The 16,253-nt window shown below is 59.8% G+C and carries 16 protein-coding genes; 9 read left to right on the top strand and 7 right to left on the bottom strand.

Features of this window, described 5'->3' with window-relative positions; genetic code table 11:
- Window positions 1-7: 7 nt before the first annotated feature.
- The 4 genes from ACFQ95_RS06030 to ACFQ95_RS06015 all read right to left on the bottom strand — a co-directional run bounded on the left by ACFQ95_RS06030 (window position 8) and on the right by ACFQ95_RS06015 (window position 5,989).
- Entirely contained in the window at window positions 8-2,233 is a 2,226-nt protein-coding gene (locus ACFQ95_RS06030) for a PAS domain-containing sensor histidine kinase (protein WP_422829932.1), read from the bottom strand.
- Window positions 2,230-4,011 carry a putative bifunctional diguanylate cyclase/phosphodiesterase gene (locus ACFQ95_RS06025; RefSeq protein ID WP_422829931.1) on the bottom strand — a complete coding sequence of 594 codons (1,782 nt, stop codon included), beginning with the start codon at window positions 4,009-4,011 and terminating at the stop codon, window positions 2,230-2,232. The genes ACFQ95_RS06030 and ACFQ95_RS06025 overlap by 4 nt, the downstream gene beginning before the upstream one ends.
- A gap of 92 nt (window positions 4,012-4,103) precedes the next feature.
- Window positions 4,104-4,337 (bottom strand): DUF4287 domain-containing protein, encoded by a 234-nt coding sequence (locus ACFQ95_RS06020; RefSeq protein ID WP_422829930.1) that lies wholly within the window; start codon window positions 4,335-4,337, stop codon window positions 4,104-4,106.
- A gap of 101 nt (window positions 4,338-4,438) precedes the next feature.
- Window positions 4,439-5,989 (bottom strand): cryptochrome/photolyase family protein, encoded by a 1,551-nt coding sequence (locus ACFQ95_RS06015; RefSeq protein ID WP_422829929.1) that lies wholly within the window; start codon window positions 5,987-5,989, stop codon window positions 4,439-4,441.
- Window positions 5,990-6,021: 32 nt separating this feature from the next.
- On the opposite strand from ACFQ95_RS06015, the gene ACFQ95_RS06010 reads away from it, so the two are divergent.
- From ACFQ95_RS06010 to ACFQ95_RS05985, 6 genes are read left to right on the top strand one after another with little or no spacing between them, the layout of a single operon-like run.
- Entirely contained in the window at window positions 6,022-6,648 is a 627-nt protein-coding gene (locus ACFQ95_RS06010; RefSeq protein ID WP_422829928.1) for a YqgE/AlgH family protein, read from the top strand.
- 34 nt (window positions 6,649-6,682) lie between these two features.
- Entirely contained in the window at window positions 6,683-7,111 is a 429-nt protein-coding gene (gene ruvX / locus ACFQ95_RS06005; RefSeq protein ID WP_422829927.1) for a Holliday junction resolvase RuvX, read from the top strand.
- Window positions 7,108-7,644 (top strand): bifunctional pyr operon transcriptional regulator/uracil phosphoribosyltransferase PyrR, encoded by a 537-nt coding sequence (pyrR, locus tag ACFQ95_RS06000; protein ID WP_422829926.1) that lies wholly within the window; start codon window positions 7,108-7,110, stop codon window positions 7,642-7,644. The genes ruvX and pyrR overlap by 4 nt, the downstream gene beginning before the upstream one ends.
- Window positions 7,645-7,685: 41 nt before the next feature.
- On the top strand, window positions 7,686-8,648 hold the full coding sequence (locus ACFQ95_RS05995; RefSeq protein WP_422829925.1) for an aspartate carbamoyltransferase catalytic subunit: 963 nt from the start codon (window positions 7,686-7,688) through the stop codon (window positions 8,646-8,648).
- Window positions 8,645-9,949 (top strand): dihydroorotase, encoded by a 1,305-nt coding sequence (locus ACFQ95_RS05990; protein WP_422829924.1) that lies wholly within the window; start codon window positions 8,645-8,647, stop codon window positions 9,947-9,949. Before ACFQ95_RS05995 ends, ACFQ95_RS05990 begins: the two co-directional genes overlap by 4 nt.
- Window positions 9,950-9,969: 20 nt before the next feature.
- Entirely contained in the window at window positions 9,970-10,734 is a 765-nt protein-coding gene (locus ACFQ95_RS05985; protein ID WP_422829923.1) for a lysophospholipid acyltransferase family protein, read from the top strand.
- An 81-nt stretch (window positions 10,735-10,815) separates the two neighbouring features.
- On the opposite strand, the gene ACFQ95_RS05980 is transcribed toward ACFQ95_RS05985, so the two are convergent.
- Window positions 10,816-11,349, bottom strand: a complete 534-nt coding sequence (locus ACFQ95_RS05980; RefSeq protein ID WP_422829922.1) for an Rrf2 family transcriptional regulator — start codon at window positions 11,347-11,349, stop codon at window positions 10,816-10,818.
- 121 nt (window positions 11,350-11,470) lie between these two features.
- On the opposite strand from ACFQ95_RS05980, the gene nhaR reads away from it, so the two are divergent.
- The 3 genes from nhaR (at window position 11,471) to ACFQ95_RS05965 (ending at window position 14,514) form a co-directional block, all read left to right on the top strand.
- Window positions 11,471-12,379 (top strand): transcriptional activator NhaR, encoded by a 909-nt coding sequence (gene nhaR / locus ACFQ95_RS05975; RefSeq protein ID WP_422829921.1) that lies wholly within the window; start codon window positions 11,471-11,473, stop codon window positions 12,377-12,379.
- A 229-nt stretch (window positions 12,380-12,608) separates the two neighbouring features.
- Window positions 12,609-14,267 (top strand): MFS transporter, encoded by a 1,659-nt coding sequence (locus ACFQ95_RS05970; RefSeq protein ID WP_422829920.1) that lies wholly within the window; start codon window positions 12,609-12,611, stop codon window positions 14,265-14,267.
- A gap of 91 nt (window positions 14,268-14,358) precedes the next feature.
- A complete protein-coding gene (locus ACFQ95_RS05965; RefSeq protein ID WP_422829919.1) occupies window positions 14,359-14,514 on the top strand; it encodes a hypothetical protein in 156 nt (51 codons plus the stop codon).
- A 4-nt stretch (window positions 14,515-14,518) separates the two neighbouring features.
- Here the strand turns inward: ACFQ95_RS05965 and pgaD are convergent, their stop codons facing one another.
- Entirely contained in the window at window positions 14,519-14,974 is a 456-nt protein-coding gene (gene pgaD / locus ACFQ95_RS05960) for a poly-beta-1,6-N-acetyl-D-glucosamine biosynthesis protein PgaD (RefSeq protein WP_422829918.1), read from the bottom strand.
- The gene (pgaC, locus tag ACFQ95_RS05955) at window positions 14,971-16,233 is read right to left on the bottom strand and encodes a poly-beta-1,6-N-acetyl-D-glucosamine synthase (protein ID WP_422829917.1); all 1,263 of its coding nucleotides are present in this window, start codon (window positions 16,231-16,233) and stop codon (window positions 14,971-14,973) included. The genes pgaD and pgaC overlap by 4 nt, the downstream gene beginning before the upstream one ends.
- Between the last annotated feature and the right edge of the window lie 20 nt (window positions 16,234-16,253).

Raw genomic sequence — 16,253 nt, 5'->3', positions numbered from 1 at the left:
TGTGTGTTTATTTGTCTTTTGGTGCCACCAGCGGCAATGTGAGGATAAAGCGTGTACCCCGCCCGGGGAGGCTGTCGACCTCGATGCTGCCGCCCAGCGGGCCGGTGACGATGTTGTGCACGATGTTCAGGCCCAGGCCACTGCCACCTTGCCCCAGGCGCGTGGTGAAGAACGGGTCGAAGATGCGCCCCAGATTTTCCGCCGTGATGCCGCGCCCGGCGTCGGCCACGGTCAGCCGCACGGGTTGATCTGGCCCAGATTGCGCCACCACCGAGACGGTGCCACCGACCTGGCTATCGGGGTAGCCATGGATGGCGGCGTTGTGCAGCAGGTTGCCGACCACCTGGCCCAGCGGTCCGGGGTAGCTGTCCAGCCAAATACCTTCAGCCACTTGGACCTCGACGTCGATATGCGCCGTGCGCAACAGGGGGCGGTAGGAGAGCAGCATTTCGTCGACCACCGCCTTCAAGTCGAAGCGCCGGCGTTGTGAGCTGGTTTGATCCACCGCCACCTGTTTGAAGCTGCCAATCAGCTCGGCTGCGCGTTGCAGATTGCGCAGCAGAATCGATACCGCGTCTTGCGCCGTGCTCATGTAAGCATCGAGAAACGAGCGCCGCAGGCCGCTGTTGATCTGTTCCTGCAGTTTCTCGGTCTGGTGCACCAGCGTTGTCGCCGAGAGCAGACTGTTGCCAATCGGCGTGTTGAGTTCGTGCGCCACGCCGGCCACGATGCGTCCCAATGCCGCCAATTTTTCGGAGCGCAGCAGCGCTTGCTGCGACTGCTCCAGGCTTAGCAGCGCGCTGCGCAGCTCGGCATTCGCCTGGGTCAATTCCTCCGTGCGTTTTTGTACCGCGGCTTCCAGGGTCTGCGTCATGCGCTGCATTTGTTCGCGCGCGGCGCGCTGGTCGGTCACGTCCTGCAGCGACCACGCCAGGCGATCACCGGACGGCGTGGTCATGGTGAACGCCGAGCCGAGCACGGTGCGCGGCACACCGGTGGCCGTGGTCAGCACGATTTCTTGTGGCAAGGGGGAGGCGGCGCGTAGCCTGTCGCCAAAGCAGGCGAGGTCGCCGGTGGCCGGGCCTAGGAGTGCGCTGCGTTCGCATTCCAGGAGGTGGACAAAGGCATGGTTGACGTCTTCGATCTCACCCGTAAGCGGGTTGACCACCAGTTGCGGTGCGCCCGCGTTGTGGAACAGTGCCGAGAAGCGTGCCTCGCCCGCGCGCAAGGCTTCCTGGGTGCGCAGTTCGTCGGTGATGTCGCGGTTGATGCCCAGCAGGCCAATCAGCTGACCATCGCCATCTTCCAATGGTCGCTTGCTGCTGTGAAAGGGCGTGCGCTCGCCGGAGGGCCGCTCCAGCCAAATCAGGTGCTCCAGCGCTTCGCGGCGGCTGAAGACCCATTGGTCGTCGATCAGCGATTTGGCGCGTGTTGCTTCGGGCACCTGCAGATTGGACGTGTGCTGGTGTAGCAGTTGCGCTTTGCTGGAGCTGTGCAGGGCGGCAAATTGTTGGTTGACGAGGATGTAGTTCGACTGCAGATCCTTGGCAAAAATGGCCATGGGAATGGCGTCGATCACGTTCTCCAGCAACCGCTGGTTGGCTTGCAATTCACTTGCGGCGCGGCGCTGGTCGGAGACATCGATCAACCAACTCAAGCCAAGCGTTTTGTGGTGCAGCTCCACCACTCGGGAGAAAAAAAGGCATTGTTTGGGTGTGCCATCGGCGCGCAGTATGGTGCATTCGGCGGCGCGGATTTCGCCGTCGCGCTTGAGTTGCTCCTGGATCGCGGTTCGCATCGCGGCATCAGCAAACAAGCCAAACTCGGCCGAGGTGCGTCCCAGCACCTGCTGCGGACTCAGTCCGGTCAATTCAGACCAGGCTGCATTGACCTCCATGTAGCGCGCAGTTTTGACGTCCACCACCGCCAGCGCCGCGGGTGAATTGTTGAACATGGCCTGGAAGCGCAACTCCCGGTCGGCGATCTCCTGGTCCATGTTGCGCAGAAACTGTGCCGAGCGGGCTTGCAGTTTGCGTTGCCAATAGAAACACAACGCGCAGAACAAGAAATACAAGGGCACCAGCACCATCAGCCGTTGTCGCGGGCTGGGCTCAAAAGTGCTCCACGCCAGTGTGCTCAAGCCTATGGCCAGCAGGCAGGCCCAGAAGAGGAAGACGGTCGAGCGATCAAGCCACGAACGAGTGGGAGCGACAGGACGCTGCGGCGCGTTCATTCTTGGACAAGGGAGCGCTTTTGCTCGTAGGCTTCGATCCACTCTTTCAGTGCCGGCAGCTCCATGGGGCGTGCATACAGGTAGCCTTGACCTTCGTGGCAGCCGAGTTCGTGCAACACCCGCGCCTCGCCTTCCTCCTCTATACCCTCGGCGATGGTGGTCAGGTTGAGATTGCGGCCCAGCTCCACCACGGTGGCCGCGATGCGCCCGCCATGGTCAGAGTCGCTGAGCCCCATGACAAAAGCGCGGTCCAGCTTGAGCCGGTCCACCGGCAACTGGCGCAGTTGGCTGAGCGACGAATACCCGGTGCCAAAGTCATCGATGGCGATCGATACCCCCATGCGTTTCAGGCGCGTCAGCAGGGCGACGATGAAGTCGGGTTCTTCCATGGCCACCGATTCGGTGATTTCCAGTTCCACACACGAGGGGTCGACGCCGGTGTCCTCGAGTGCAGCAGCCAGCATTTCCGGAAAGGCATGGTTGCGGAACTGGATATGCGAAACGTTGACCGACATGCGCAGCGGGGGGCGGCCCGCCTTGTTCAGCTGGCGCAGGGTGTGGCAGGCCATGCGCATCACCCATTCACCCAGGTTGACGATTAGGCCGGTGCATTCGGCCAGCGGGATGAAGCGGTCGGGTGGCACCAATTGGCCGTCCAGATTGCGCCAGCGCACCAAGGCCTCCACCCCCATTAGTTTGCCGGTGTCCAGCCGGATCTGCGGCTGGTACATCAGGAACAGCCGGTCGCTGTCCATGGCCACGCGCAGGCCTTGCAGCAGGCGCACACGTTCACGGATTTCGTCGCCCATTTCGTCGGCGAAAAACATGTAGTGGCCACGCCGCGATTTTTTGGCGCGCTTCAAGGCGATGTTGGCGTCCTTGATCGCCTCAAGGCCCGAGATGCCGCGGTCGCTCAGGTGCCGAAGCCCACTGGTGGCGGTCACGGCCATGGTGTGGCCGGGCATTTCGAACGGGCGTTGGAACAGCGCCACCAGACGCTCGGGGTCCAGGGCGGCGGTGGGGCCGAGGATGCCGAAGGCGTCGCTGCCCAGGCGGGCCACGGCGACCTCACCGCCAAACGTGAGCGACAAGCGGTCTGCAATGACTTGCAGCAGGCGGTCGCCATGCTGGTGACCCAAGGCGTCGTTGATTTCGGCAAAGTCGTCAATGTCGACGATGGCGATGGCGTGTGCCGCATGGTCGGGTTGGGCCATACGCTCATTGATCAACGAGATGAAGCGGTTGCGGTTGGGCAGGCTGCACAGGCGGTCGTAAAAGGCCAATTGGTCGAGTGCACGGATCTGGTGGTAGGCGCGCACGGCCGAGGTGACACTGGCATACAAACGAGTGCGCGACAACTCCGACTTGGTCTTGTAGTCGTTGATGTCGTAATCATGGATGGTCTCGATCTCGGGCGCGTAGCCGGGCTGGCCGGTGTGCAGGATGATGCGCAGCTCCAGCAGTTTGAGTTCGTTGCGGATGGTGCGCACCAGCCCCAGGCCGGCGTCATCGGATTCCATCACCACATCCAGCAGCACCAGTGCAATGTCTTTTTCAAGCCGTAGCAGCTGGGTGGCTTCGCGCGCCGAATAGGCATGCAGGAACTCGAGCGAACGGCCAAGAATCTTGACGTCGGCTAAGGCGAGCTTGGTGGACGTGTGCACGTCCGGCTCGTCGTCCACGATGAGCATGCGCCAGATGTCCTGCCGCAGTTCCTGTTCGCTGGCCCCATCTTCCTCGGCGAACATCATGGGCTCTTCGTCGCTCTGTTGCGGCATAGGTTCGTACGCGGTTGGCTGCGACATCTTCGACGGGTATCCCTGTAACTAAATATTTGTTCGCTCCAGCCTACACGCCGCCCCGTTTTTTGTCACGACTTTCCGGCTTCTTGTTTGCTGCCTTTGAGCAAGGCCACGATGGCCATGGCGTGACCGTGCCCCAGGTCGAAATCCTCTTTGAGCCAGGCAATGATGTCGCCCGCCTTGACGCCGGCGCGCAGACCGTTGCCATCGGTGAAGCCCTTGGCCTTGGCGAGTTTGCGCAGGTCGTCGGGACTCTTGCCGGTTTTGCTTTGGATGTTGTCCAGATAGGCTTGAAATGACATCTTGGCTCCTCGTTGAAGTGTTTGATCGATTCTGAAACTCAAGAGAAAAAGGCTTCTGACGCTTTTAGCTTATGCGCTGAGTGCTATCAAATGAGTAGCTATCAACTCTTGCGTTGACGGCTTGCGGGCTTGGCGCTTGTGGGCAGGGTGTGCGTTTTTTTCACCACGGCGTAGCGCAGCAGTGTGGCCTCGCGTGCCAGGTCGTGGGCGATGATGGGGCGCGGGTAGTTCTCGCCCAGGCGCACACCGGCGGCGTGCAGGACCTCGGGGGCCGCCGTCCACGGTGCATGCAGCGCGGCCGTGGGCAGGGCAGCGAGTTGCGGCAGGTAGCGGCGGATGAACTTGCCCTCGGGGTCGAACTTCTGGCTTTGGCTGACGGGGTTGAAGATACGGAAGTAGGGTTGCGCGTCACAGCCGCTGGAGGCGGCCCATTGCCAGCCGCCGTTGTTGGCGGAAAGATCAAAATCGATGAGATGCCGGGCGAAATACATCTCGCCCCAGCGCCAGTCTATGCCCAGGTCCTTGATCAGAAAGCTGGCTGCCACCATGCGCAGGCGGTTGTGCATGTAGCCACTCTGGTTGATTTGTGCCATGGCCGCATCCACCAGCGGGTAGCCGGTGCGCCCTTCGCACCAGGCGGCGAACAGCGCCTTGGCGTGGGCGCCGTGTTCCCATTTGATGGCGTCGTACTCGGGCTTGAAGGCTTTGTGCTCGACGTGCGGGAAGTGGTGCAGGATCTGAAAATAAAAGTCGCGCCAGACCAGTTCACTGAGCCAGACGGCAGCACCCTGAAAACCTTGCAGTGCGAGCTGATGCGCACCAGCCGCCAACTGACGGATGGACACCGTGCCAAAGCGCAGATGCACGCTCAGGTAGCTCGGACCTTTGACCGCCGGGAAGTCGCGTGTGGCCTGGTAGCGGTCGATGCGCTCAAAAAAAGCCTCCCACAGCTGCGCGCCGCCGCTGGCGCCGGTGGGGACGGGCAGGCTGGACAGATTGCTGGGCACAAAACCCAGCGTTTGCAGGCTGGGCAAAGGCGGCTGGGGCTGCGGCAAGGAGGCCAGGCTGGCGGCGTAGCGTGCCACCGGGTAGGGCTTCAGGTAGAAGGCGTTGAGCTTGCGCAGCCAGGCGTTTTTGTAGGGTGTGAACACTCCATAGGGGCGGCCCTGCTGGGTGAGCAACTCGTCGCGCTCGAAAATCACCTGGTCTTTGCTGGTCAGGAACGAGATGCCCACGTGCGCCAATGCGCCGCGCACCATGGCGTCGCGCGTCTGGCTGTCGGGTTCGTAGTCATGGTTGGCAAAAACCGCCTGGGCATGGAGTTCCTGCGCCAGGGCCGGAATGGCTTCGCGCGCCGAGGCGTGGCGCACGATGAGGCCGGTAGGGCCGCCTGCCACCCCGGCTTGTTGGCCCAGCTTGTGCAAGGCGCCATCCAGCTCGGCCACGCAGGCGAGGATGAATTCCACCCGGCGGTCGGCTTCTATGCCCTGCGCCAGCAGGGGGGCCAGGATGTCCTGGTCAAACACAAAGACGCAGTGCACCTGGCGGCAGGATTTCAGTGCGTGGTACAGGGCTGCATGGTCAAAGCTGCGCAGATCGCGGCGAAACCAGACCAGGCCGGTGGCATATTTCTTGTCCTGAGCGTGGGGCAATCTGTAACCTTTGAAGGCGTTAAAATTTGGGTATGACACTTGATTCTGCGCCCATGAACCTGACGCATCATTTCCTGATCGCCATGCCCGGGCTGGAGGACGAAGCTTTTGCTGGCAGTGTGGTCTATTTGTGCGAACACAGCGAGCGCGGTGCATTGGGCCTGGTGATCAACAAGCCCTCTGACATCGATCTTAAAACCCTGTTCGACAAGGTGGAGTTGCCGCTGCTGCGCACCGATTTGACCGACAGCGTGGTGTTCCAAGGCGGCCCGGTACAGACCGAGCGCGGCTTTGTGCTGCACGAGGCCGTGCTGGCGGTGGACGATAGCAATGCCGTGCCCGGTGAGATCGAGTCAGACGTGGAGTCGATCTACGCCTCGACCATGACCATTCCCGGCGGGCTGGAGATGACCACCTCGCGCGACGTGCTGGAGGCTTTGTCCACCGGCAACGGCCCGCGCCGCGTGCTGGTCACACTGGGTTATTCGGCCTGGGGAGAGGGCCAACTGGAAGCCGAGCTGGGCGAAAACAGCTGGCTCACGGTGGAGGCCGACCTCGGGGTGCTGTTCGATACGCCGTATGAACAGCGTTATGAAAAGGCATTGCTGCTGCTGGGCCTGCAGGCCTGGATGCTGTCGCCAGAAGCGGGGCACGCATGATGTGGGCTGGTCGCATGTGTATCGCGGGTGTGGCATGACTGACCAGGTCACTGCCATCGCCGAATCTTTTCCCTCCCATTTGCAATCATTTTTGGCTTTTGACTTTGGTCAGAAGCGCACCGGGGTGGCCTCGGGCAACCGCATGATGCGCAGCGCCACGCCACAGCGCACGATCCAGGCCGAGGGTGAGGCTGCGCGTTTTGAGCAGGTGGCTGCGCGCTTGCGTGAATGGCAACCCGATGCCTTGGTGGTGGGCGTGCCCTTCCACCCTGACGGGGCGCCGCACGACAACACGCGCCGCGCACAAAAGTTTGCGCGCCAGTTGCGTGGCCGATTCAACTTGCCGGTGTTTGAGGTGGATGAGCGTTACAGCACCACCGAAGCGCTGGCTGCGGGCGCCAAAGATGCCGACGCGGCATCGGCCTGCATCATTCTTGAACAATTTTTAAGGAGCATTCCATGAGCACCCCAAGCGAGGCAAACGCTGGTGCGGCCACCGGCGCGCTGCTGCTGGACGCAGAAGCCCTGTACCGCGAACTGCTGCGCGGTGTGCGCGCCATGTGCACGCCAGAGACGCGGCTGGTCGGCATCGTTTCGGGTGGCGCGTGGTTGGTGGAGCGGCTGCAGGCCGACTTGCAGCTGCCGGGCACGCCGGGTTTCATTACGTCCACCATGCACCGCGACGACTTCTCGCGCCGTGGCCTGGTGCCCAGCAGCGGCGGGCAGACGGCGCTGGCGTTCGATGTGAATGGCGCTGACATCATCGTGCTGGACGACGTGCTGTACACCGGTCGCACCATACGCGCGGTGCTCAATGAATTGTTTGACTACGGTCGGCCCAAGTCGGTGAAGCTGGCGGTGCTGGTGGACCGTGGCGGGCGAGAGCTGCCGATTCAGCCCGACTTTGCAGCGGCGCGTGTGGCGTTGGCGCCGACGCACTCTTTGGCGCTGGCGAAAGACGGCGCGGGGCAGCTGACGTTCAAGGTCAAGGGTTGAAGCGGTTTGAGAAGTTTGAGAGGTTTGAGAAGAGGTAAGCCATGCTGAGTAAACGCAATCCACAACTGAATAAAAACGGCGAACTGATCCACCTGTTGTCGGTGGAAGGGCTGCCCAAAAGCATCCTCACGCAGATTCTCGACACGGCGGCCAACTTCGTCAGCGTGAACGACCGTGAGGTCAAGAAGGTGCCGTTGTTGCGCGGCAAAAGTGTGTTCAACCTGTTCTTTGAGAACTCCACACGCACACGCACGACCTTCGAGATCGCGGCTACGCGCCTGTCGGCCGACGTGATCAACCTGGACATTGCACGCTCCTCGGCTTCCAAGGGCGAGTCGCTGCTGGACACCATTGCCAACCTGTCGGCCATGGCTGCCGACCTGTTTGTGGTGCGCCATAGTGAAAGCGGCGCGCCCTACCTGATCGCGCAGCATGTGGCGCCGCATGTGCATGTGATCAATGCGGGCGACGGACGGCACTCGCACCCCACGCAGGGGCTGCTCGACATGTTTACCATCCGCCACTACAAGAAGGATTTCAGCAACCTGACGGTGGCCATCGTCGGCGACGTGTTGCACTCGCGGGTGGCACGCTCCGACATCCACGCGCTGACCACGCTGGGTTGTGCCGAAGTGCGTGTGGTCGGCCCCAAGACGCTGGTGCCGGGCGACATGGCGCAGATGGGCGTGCGCGTGTTCCACTCGCTGGAAGAAGGCATCAAGGGCTGCGACGTGGTGATCATGTTGCGCCTGCAGAACGAACGCATGAGCGGCGCGTTGCTGCCATCCAGCCAGGAGTATTTCAAGAGCTTTGGGCTGACGCCCGAAAAGCTGGCGCTGGCCAAGCCGGACGCCATCGTGATGCACCCCGGGCCGATCAACCGTGGGGTGGAGATCGACTCGGCCGTGGTCGATGGCAAACAAAGCGTGATCTTGCCGCAGGTCACCTTCGGGATTGCGGTACGTATGGCGGTGATGGGTATTGTGGCGGGGAACGAGGCATGAAGATATTGATTCAAAACGGCCGGGTCATCAACCCCGCCAGCGGCTTGGACGTGGTGGGCGACGTGGCCATTGCCTCGGGCCGCATCATCGGCATTCAAAACACACCGGCCGATTTCAAGCCGGGCAAAACCATCGATGCAACTGGCTGCCTGGTGCTGCCTGGCCTGGTCGACCTGGCGGTGCGCCTGCGCGAGCCGGGCTACGAACACGAAGGCATGCTCGAGAGCGAAATGGCCGCGGCGGCGGCCGGTGGCGTGACCAGCCTGGTCTGCCCGCCGGACACCGACCCGGTGCTCGATGAGCCTGGCCTGGTCGAGATGTTGAAGTTCCGTGCCGAGAAGTTGCACCAAGGGCGTGTGTTCCCGCTGGGTGCGTTGACGCGTGGCCTGGAGGGCCAGGTGCTGACCGAAATGCACGAGTTGACCGAGGCCGGTTGTGTGGGCTTCAGCCAGGCCGAAGTGGCGCTGGACAACACGCTGGTGCTGCAGCGCGCCATGCAGTACGCCAGCACCTTCGGTTACACCGTGTGGCTGCGCCCGCAGGAGTACCACCTGGGCAAGGGCGTAGTCGCCAGTGGCGCGTTGGCCACACGCATGGGTTTGAGCGGTGTGCCCGTGGCGGCGGAAACCATTGCCTTGCACATCATTTTCGAGTTGATGAAAACCAATGGCGCACGCGTGCACCTGTGCCGCATCAGCAGCGCCGCCGGTGTGGAACTGGTGCGCCAGGCCAAGGCGGCAGGTTTGCCCGTGAGCTGCGATGTCAGCATCAACTCGCTGCAACTCACCGACGCCGATATCGGCTACTTCGACAGCCGCGCACGCCTGAACCCGCCGCTGCGCCAACAACGCGACCGCGATGCGCTGCGCCAAGGCCTGGCCGACGGCACGATAGACGCGTTGGTATCGGATCACACGCCGGTAGACGAAGACGCCAAGACCTTGCCGTTTGCTGAAGCGGAACCCGGCGCTACCGGCCTGGAGCTGCTGTTGAGCCAAGCCTGGAAATGGCACCAGGAACAAGGTGTGCCATTGCAACGCGCGATCTCGGTCGTCACCGAGGCGCCTGCGCGTGTCATCGGCAACACGCTGGGCACCTTACAGGCCAGCGTCGGCCAATTGGTCGAAGGTGGTGTGGCGGATGTGTGTGTATTTGACCCTGCGGTCATGTGGACCGTGGGTGCCGAAACCCTGCGCAGCCAGGGCAAACACACGCCGTTTTCGGGTTACGAATTGCCCGGCCGCGTCACCAGCACCTTGGTGGCCGGACATGTCGCGTTTGAGCGCAGCGCACGGCATTGAACACACGCAGAATGATTCGGATGCCGTTTGCTGCTGTGGTGGTGGCGGCAAAGCTGACGCGTGTCAGCTGGCATCTGGCGCGCGGCTTTTGGACGGTCAAGCGAACGTTTCCTAAACTCAGCACCGCCCAGCAGCGTGCGCGTGTGCAAGTCTGGGCGGGTGAGATGCTGCAGGTGTTTGGCATCGACCTGCGTGTGTCGGGCCAGTTGGCCGAAGACGATGCCGTGTTGCTGGTGGCGAATCACATTTCATGGCTAGACATCGTGGTGCTGCACGCCGCTGGTTATTGCCGCTTTGTGTCCAAGTCGGACGTCAAGCAGTGGCCGGTCGTGGGGACGCTGGCAACAGCCGCTGGCACGCTCTACATCGAGCGTGAATCACGCCGCGACGCCATGCGTGTGGTGCACCACATGGCCGACAGCCTGCGGGGAGGTGACGTGGTAGCGGTGTTTCCCGAGGGCACCACCGGCGACGGTGTCACCGTCTTGCCATTCCACGCAAATCTGATCCAGGCCGCCATTTCTGCTGATGCGGCAGTGCAGCCAGTGGCGCTGCGCTTCATAGACCGGCGCACCGGCGAAACCAGTTTCGCCCCGAGTTATGTTGGAGACGAGACGCTGCTCGGCTCTGTTTGGCGAACCTTATCGGCCAGCGCGATTGCAGCGGAGGTGAATTACGGTGCCTTGCAACGTGCAGACGGGCGCGACCGCCGCACCTGGGCTGCAGATTTGCGCAACGACGTGAACCACTTGCGAACTGCACAAAGTACCAGCGCGAGTCTTTAGGATTCGCGTCTCACCCACAAAAATGCCGCCAGTCATCACGACGAGGCGGCATTTTTGATTGGCCTGAAAGCCCGGGCTTTTTTAGCGACCCAGTTTCAGCGGCTGACCCAGTGTGAACACCGAGTTCGGTGCGGTGACCGAAAACGGCTTTGGTTTGGGGCCGGAGAACAGCGAGCGCTTCTTCGGCTCTTGCTCAAGCGTCACACCCTTGGCCAATTGCTCGTTGACCAAGCTGCGCAGCGTGATGGCTTGCATGTAGTCCACCATGTTGGCGCTGAGTTTGTCCCACAATTCGCTGGACACACCGTGGCCGGCACTTTCAGCGCCATCGGTGGTGCGACGTGCCGTGGCGGCGCGTGGCGCTTCAACGGCCAACACAATGTCGGCAACCGTAATCGCCGCTGGCTTGCGCCCCAGCGTGTAGCCGCCGCCTGGGCCGCGGATGCTCTCTACAAGTCCTGCGCGGCGCAGTTGGCTAAACAGTTGCTCCAGATAAGACAGCGAAATTTGCTGCCGGGCACTGATGGCCGATAACGTGACCGCACCACGGTTTTCCCGCAGCGCAAGGTCCAACATTGCCGTCACGGCAAAACGTCCTTTGGTGGTTAAACGCATGGTGTATTCCTTTCACTTCGAACTTGCCATGTAGCTAATGTAGCTGCTTCAACACTTCGCGTATATTCGTTTTTATATTCAAAACTATTCGAATTACTCGAATAATATTGAGGACTTACCCTTGAACTTCAAACATTTACGCTATTTCTGGATGGTTGCCAAGTCCGGCGGCATCATGCGCGCCAGCGAACAGCTGCACATTACGCCGCAAACCTTGTCTGGGCAAATCAAGTTGCTGGAAGACGACCTAGGTCACAAACTTTTCAGCAAACGTGGCCGTCAACTGGAGCTCACCGCCGAAGGCCAAGTCGCCTTACGTTATGCCGATGAGATTTTTACGCTAGGCGCCGAACTGGAGGGCTCTGTGCGGCAGGTTCAATCGAATCTGACAGCGTTGGAGTTTCGAGTCGGGGTGGCCGATTCGGTTCCCAAGTCGGTGGCTTATCACTTGCTGGAACCTGCTTTGCAAGTGCCTCAGGCGGTACGCATGATCTGCCACGAAGGCAAATACGAAGACTTGCTGGCGCAGCTGGCGTTGCACCGACTGGATCTGGTGATCGCTGACGAACGTATGTCGAGAAAAATCAGCGTCAAGGCGTTTAACCACACCTTGGGTTCAAGCCCTATGAGTTTTCTCTGTGCACCGTCGTTGAAGGCGGGCTTGTCGGGACCTTTCCCAGCCTGCTTGAATGACGCGCCGATGTTGATCCAAGGGGCAACTTCCGCCATACGACAGCAGTTTGACCAATGGGTTGTGACACATCAACTGCGGCCACGTATCGTGGCCGAGTTTGATGACAGTGCCTTGATGAACGCTTTTGGGCGTGAAGGGCAGGGCGTTTTTCTGTCACCGACTGTGTTGGAAGATGAAATTCGCACACAGTTTGACGTCGAGGTATTGGCTCGCACGGATGAGCTGGTCGAGGAGTTCTTCGCCATATCGGTCGAACGGCGTATCTCACACCCGTGTGTGGCCGCTATTACGCGTACGGCCAAAGCGCGTCTGCTGAAATCCAACAGCTTGGCTTGACGCTAGCCCTGCTCCCGGCACGCTAGGGAACGCACCTTAGGTGGAAACCCGCGCAATTTTGCATGAAGAAAAATAGCCCTAGGGTTGCGCCCTAAGGCGTCAGAAAACGTTCAGTTTGGTGTAAGAAGTTGTTGGTTTGACGTCAGTTAGTGGTCATTGCAGAGTCCCATACTTGTTTGCAGGCTCCGTCCACAGGCGGAGTCGATTCCATCTATAGGAGACAAACAACATGGCAACTGCAGACGCAAATCGTCCCATGTCGGCCGAAGAGAAGAAGGTGATCTTCGCTTCGTCGCTGGGCACGGTGTTCGAGTGGTACGACTTTTATCTTTACGGCACCTTGGCCGTCGTGATCGGCAACCAGTTCTTCTCTGCACTGGATCCTGCATCGCGCACCATCTTCTCGCTGCTGGCTTTTGCCGCTGGCTTCATCGTGCGGCCATTCGGCGCGCTGGTGTTTGGCCGATTGGGTGACATGATCGGCCGCAAGTACACCTTCCTGGTGACGATTCTGATCATGGGTTTGTCGACCTTCATCGTTGGCATCTTGCCCAACTACGCCAGCATCGGGGTGGCCGCACCGGTCATCTTGATCGTCTTGCGTATGTTGCAGGGCCTGGCCTTGGGCGGTGAGTATGGCGGTGCTGCAACCTATGTTGCCGAGCATGCACCGCGTAACAAACGCGGCGCCTACACCTCGTGGATTCAAACCACGGCGACGCTGGGCCTGTTCCTGTCACTGTTGGTGATCTTGGGTGTGCGTCTTGCCGTGGGTGATGCCGCATTTGCCGATTGGGGCTGGCGCGTTCCGTTCCTGGTGTCGATTCTGCTGTTGGGTGTGTCGGTCTACATCCGCTTGAGCATGAATGAATCGCCCGCTTTCGTGAAGATGAAGGCGGAAGGTAAAACCTCTAAGGCTCCTTTGTCCGAGTCGTTCGGCCAATGGCGCAATCTGAAGGTGGTGATTCTGGCGCTGGTGGGTTTGACCGCTGGTCAGGCCGTGGTGTGGTACACCGGCCAGTTCTACGCGCTGTTCTTCCTGACGGGGGCTTTGAAGGTCGATGCGGTCACCGCCAACGTGATGATCGCCATTGCGCTGATCGTCGGCACGCCGTTCTTCGTGATCTTCGGTACCTTGTCGGACAAGATTGGCCGCAAGCCCATCATCATGGCCGGCTGCTTGTTGGCCATCGTGACCTACTTCCCCGTGTTCACCGCCATCACCAAGGCTGCCAACCCTGATCTGGCGATCGCGCAAGAAAAGAACAAGGTGGTGGTGACGGCAGATCCAAAGGAATGTTCATTCCAGTTCAACCCCACGGGCACCTCGAAGTTCACGAGTTCTTGCGACATTGCAAAGCAAGTGCTGTCTGCAAGCTCTGTGAGTTATGACAACGTCGTTGGCGCGCCGGGTTCCGTGGCCACCATCAAAATTGGCGAGACGGCCATTCCAAGCTATTCCGCAGCAGGTCTGAGTGCCGACGACCTGAAGAAGAAGGATGCTGAGTTCAAGAAACTGGTGGCTGATGACTTGAAGGCTGCGGGTTACCCAGCCAAGGCAGATCCCGCGAAGATCGACAAGGTGACGCTGGGTGCTTTGCTGATCTACCTGGTGATTCTGGTGACCATGGTTTACGGTCCGATTGCTGCCATGCTGGTGGAAATGTTCCCGACCCGCATTCGCTATACCTCCATGTCACTCCCATACCATATTGGCAACGGTTGGTTTGGCGGCTTGCTGCCAGCCACGGCGGTGGCAATCGTGGCGCAGACCGGCAATATGTATAACGGATTGTGGTATCCGATTGTCATTGCTGCCGTGACCCTGGTCGTGGGCACCTTGTTCATCAAGGAAACCAAAGACGTTGACATCTACGCCAACGACTGACACTCGATGTCGGAACGATGAGGTAGCAGTTACACCTCTGAATTGAGAACCCGGGCCCTCCTGAATGGAGGGCCTTCTTTTAGGACAGGCTATGTGGAAAATTATTGTCGGATTTGCTGTATTCGCTGCCTTGGCGGTCTTTCTGCTGATGAAAGGTGGCGACATCGATATGACCGGTGAAAAACATGGCGGCGGTAGCGTGCTGCCCGCAGAGAAGGTTGCCAGCTTGCAAACCGTCAGCGCCTGAGACATCAAGCGAGCGGCGGGATGGCATGCGTAACCCTCTCAATCCGGCCTTTAGCATCATGGTGGACGGTCAAGTTGGACAGCTCGCGCCATACACCAATCTTTTCAGCATGATGGTTTGTCCATTGCGCCAAGTCGTTTGGAGTGGGTGCTGCTGTCTCCTTGCGGCGGTCAACACCTTTGAACCGGTAGTGGTTGTATAGCGCCCACAGCGTCAAGCTTCCACCCAGGCAAACAATCACGGCGAGATAGAGCAGCAGCACATTCAAGAAGCGTGTTGCGCCATGTAACTCGAACATTTGAAGATTGAACTGGACGCCAAAGAAAAACCAACCCGCCAGTGTGATCAATGGCATCCACAAGAGGATCCATGCCAGCCAAAACGCGGCAGTCAAAATGCTGAACACCGTTTTTCTTTGCCAGTCCTGAAGGTCTGGCCTTTCGATGATGAGTGTGCTCATGGGTGAATTCCTCGGTCTGGGCTTACCCATGTCGCGCGCTTTTTGCCTCTGATTGCGACGCGAGGGATCGCCACTAAGGTGGTAAAAACATTTAGCGTCCAGTAAGCCAGTGGATACCAGATCATCCAGTAGTAGTAGCGGCCAACGCCTTTTTCGTAGCGAGAGTCCAGAAACATCGACACTGCGAACTGCAGGAGGCAGGTGGTACCGATGACCATGCCGTTCCACCCAGGTAAAAGTGTCTGGACGTACAAATCCGGTGATAGCGTGACGAAATGACCCAAGGCCCAGAGTACAAAAATGGCCACCATTGCATAAGCCCAAAGGACGCTTATGAAATACTCCAGATAGACGGGCAGCATGCGGCGATGGCGCCACTTTCCAAACAATGCATCTTGGCTAAAAAGTACCTGGGTTCCGCCCATGGCCCAACGTAGGCGTTGCCGCCAAAGGCCGCGAAGCGTTTCAGGCATGAGGATCCAGCACAGTGCGTTGGGCTCAAACCGCACGTCCCAATGCCGCAACTGCAGGCGCCAGCTAATGTCTATGTCTTCGGTCAAGGCGTCGGGATTCCAATAACCGACGTCATGCAGCGCGGAGCGGCGAAAGCAAACCATCACGCCGGAAACGGTGAACACCTTTCCGTAAGTACGCTGCGCTCGTTTGATCAAACCAATAATAGAAGAGAACTCGCCCACTTGTATGCGGCCGAGCAAGCTTGAACGCGTGCGGATACGTGGATTTCCGGTCACGGCGCCGACACGAGGACTGTCTATGAGATGGCGCATCATCCATTTCAAACAATGCGGGTCGACGATGGAGTCGCCGTCGATACACAGGAAGTAGTCGTGCCGAGCCAGGACTGCCGCAGTGTTGAGTCCTACAGCCTTCCCCTGGTTGCGCGCTTGGTGAATGACGCGAATCCGCGGGTCTTCTTTGGCCATGCGGTCAAGCATCCCCGGTGTCTTGTCGGTGCAGCCATCGTCGATCAACAGAATTTCATATTCTGGATAGTCGATGGCACGCAGTGCCGCCACCGTATCTTGAATGCTTTCCTCTTCGTTGTGGCAGGGCACCAGAATGCTGACCGGGGGATACACCGGAAGTGCCGCAGGCCGATCAAACGGAGGGTCATGGCGCTCGTAATGAAAATAGTAGTAGAGGCCACCACACATCCATAGATAGGCCATGAACAGCGGGTAATAGAAGGTGAAATCAAACACCATGCCTATCACCGAATCGCTTAGTAGATTTTCCAAGTTGCTTCTCCTGTGCGGAT

This window comes from Variovorax sp. HJSM1_2 (genome assembly GCF_049316285.1).
Taxonomy (GTDB): Bacteria; Pseudomonadota; Gammaproteobacteria; order Burkholderiales; family Burkholderiaceae_C; genus Rhodoferax_B.
Note: the sequence above shows the minus strand (reverse complement) of the source record. Positions and strands in the feature narration are given on the sequence as shown.